The 2567-nt window shown below is 62.7% G+C and carries 2 protein-coding genes; one reads left to right on the forward strand and one right to left on the reverse strand.

Annotated elements, in window-relative coordinates; genetic code table 11:
• On the forward strand, positions 1–292 hold a 292-nt coding region (locus WBF82_RS05260), incomplete at its 5' end, for a DUF3024 domain-containing protein (protein WP_424382034.1).
• A gap of 106 nt (positions 293–398) precedes the next feature.
• Here the strand turns inward: WBF82_RS05260 and WBF82_RS05265 are convergent.
• Positions 399–2120, reverse strand: a complete 1722-nt coding sequence (locus WBF82_RS05265) for a serine/threonine-protein kinase PknH/PknJ (protein ID WP_424382035.1) — start codon at positions 2118–2120, stop codon at positions 399–401.
• Positions 2121–2567: the final 447 nt, after the last annotated feature.

The following is a 2567-nucleotide window of genomic DNA, read 5'->3' on the forward strand; positions in this document are numbered from 1 at the left end:
GCAGCTTGGCATCGCCCGCGTCCAACGTTGGAGCGCCAACCAGGTTCCCGAGCACATCCGCAGCATCGAATGCGACACCGCCCCAAGGTATCTAACGATTTGTGAATGCCGGCCGCCGTGGCGCGAGGATGTCCGACCCGACTGGACGGCCAGGACCGCCGATCTGTGGAGCCTGTACTGGCGCGACCAGAACCTTAAGTACCACCGGTACCAACCACTCGACCCAGCCCCCGAATCCAAGACCTACTCGACTACCTCGATAGCCGAGCCGATCCCATTTTCCGGTGGATAGCAACCGGTTACGCTCATCCCAGTGATGCGCCGACCGGTTGAGCTCAAGGTCTGTTCTGAGACAGCAGCTTCCAGCGCTCAAGGAGTTGGATGGCGGCCTGTCGTCGCTACGTTGTTGGTACTTTGGCGGCGATCTGATGGGCGATGTCAACGGCGAGGTTGTCCACCGGAGGGTTGTTTTTGCATACGCTGGCGTCGACGACGACGTTGTTGGCCACCGTCAATGCATGCTCGCAGGGGACATTATTTTTAACGGCGACGAGCGCGGCACTGAGCATGCCGTTTGTGTTGGTTACTGACCTCACAGCAAATTCGCTTGGCTTGCTGTACTGGGTAACGGTGAACTGCTGGTTGTCGCAGGCCTTCCACTTCTGGGCGGAGGCGGCGAAGAACGCCTGCGCATCATGCGCGGAAGAAAACAACACCACAAACTCTTGGACTGCAGTATCAACGTTGTTCTTGAGCTGAATTCCACGAACGCCGGTCCACCCAGTGTCTGCGTAGGTATGGGTGTCGCGGAAGGTGAGTACGCCTGAGCAAGCCGGGTCCGAGAAGCTGGCGGTGATCATCTCGTTAAGGGGGGATGCGTCCGTCAGTGGTGTCGGACTCTTTGCAGCAGCAGCGGTTTGCTCGGGGCTCAGCAGCAACCCTTGCATGGCTTCGGCCCCTAACGGCGGCGGCGGGGGCGGTGTCGTGGAGGTTGGCGGCGGTGGGGGCGCGGGTTGCGCGGCTGGGTTTTGGGGTGCGGGTCGGGTTGGTTGTCGCAGTTGAAAGCCGATAATGCCAGCGGCTAGGACTACGACTGTCACGGCGATGGCGGCGATCAGGCCCAAGCGGCGTTGGCGTGACCACGACAGCCGCAAAGTCATCGGGCGCGGCTGGTCAGCGGGCTGGGTTTGTGAGGCAGGGGGCCCGCCCAGTTGGGTGGCGGCGAGTGTCGGCTCGGCGGTGACATGATTGCCTGCCGGCTCAGCCGCTCCGAGGAACGCCGGACTCGGTGTCGGTCGGGCAATGGGGACGGTGATCGCGTCGCGGGCGGCGTTGGCCAACTCGATTGTCGTCGCATACCGCTGGTCGGGGTGTTTGGCCATGCCGGTGGCGATGACCTCATCGACCTGCGGGGGCACATTCGGTTTGTTGGTCGAGGGTCGAGGCGGCGGGGTGTTGACGTGTGCGTACATCAGGCGCGCCATCGTGTCACCGGGAAAAGGGGTATCTCCGGTCAGGCATTCATACAGCACGCAGGCCAACGAGTAGATGTCGGCGCGGGCATCCTCTTCGATTTCGCTGTCGAGCCGCTCGGGTGCGATGTAGTGGAAGGTGCCAATGGTGTTGCCGGACTTCGTCATGCGTGTTTCGTCAAGGGCGCGGGCGATTCCGAAATCAATCAGGTAGGCGAAGTCGTTGCCGTCGAGCAGGATGTTGGAGGGCTTGACGTCGCGGTGCAGCAGACCGACCTTGTGGGCGGCATGCAAGGCCATCGCAACTTGTTCGATGATGCGCACCGCACGGCCGGGATCCAGCGGCCCCTCAGCGAGCACGGCCTGTAGGTCGCGGCCTTCGATCAGCCGCATATCGACGTATAGGCGGCCGTCGATTTCGCCGTAATTATGGATAGGAATGACGTGCGGGTCGCTCAACCGGGCCGCCGCATGGGCTTCCCGACGGAATCGCCGCTGAAACTCCTCATCCTCCGACAAATGTGCGGGCAAGACTTTGATGGCCACGACCCGATCCGTGTCGGTATCGTGGGCTCGCCAGACCTCACCCATGCCGCCACGGCCCAATAATTCGATGAGGCGGTAGCGCCCAAATGGCGTGCCGTCCATATCAGCCTCCCGGCGTCCAGGGTCCAGCACACGATAAGACCCGCGATGGCTTAACACCAGGGAAAACCAACAGCCGTACACCGTGGAGTGCGGCCACTGTCCTTTCCTCTCTCTGCTGAAGATGTCGGGCTCTTGTCCCGGTCTGAGATGCCGTGTTAGCGCGGATTGGTCGTTGTTATCGGTCAAGGGAAAGGTTGAGCCCGACCCTGCGCCGACTGGGCGCGATCGTCTTCATGATTCCGTAGAGATCGGCCGCCAGACAGAAAAAGGCGCCGGTGGCGGTCACCTGCGCGGACCGCCACCGGCGCCAGCCGGTGATGCTCAGTGCCAGTGGGCGTTGGCCGAACCGGGGTGCACACCCTGCCAGTGCAGCGTGGCGTGACCAAGGTTGGGACCGCCGATGACGCCGCCCTGGTAGGTCTCGGCCGACGCGGCCCCAGCGGTGGC

This window comes from Mycobacterium sp., assembly GCF_049673265.1.
GTDB lineage: Bacteria > Actinomycetota > Actinomycetes > Mycobacteriales > Mycobacteriaceae > Mycobacterium.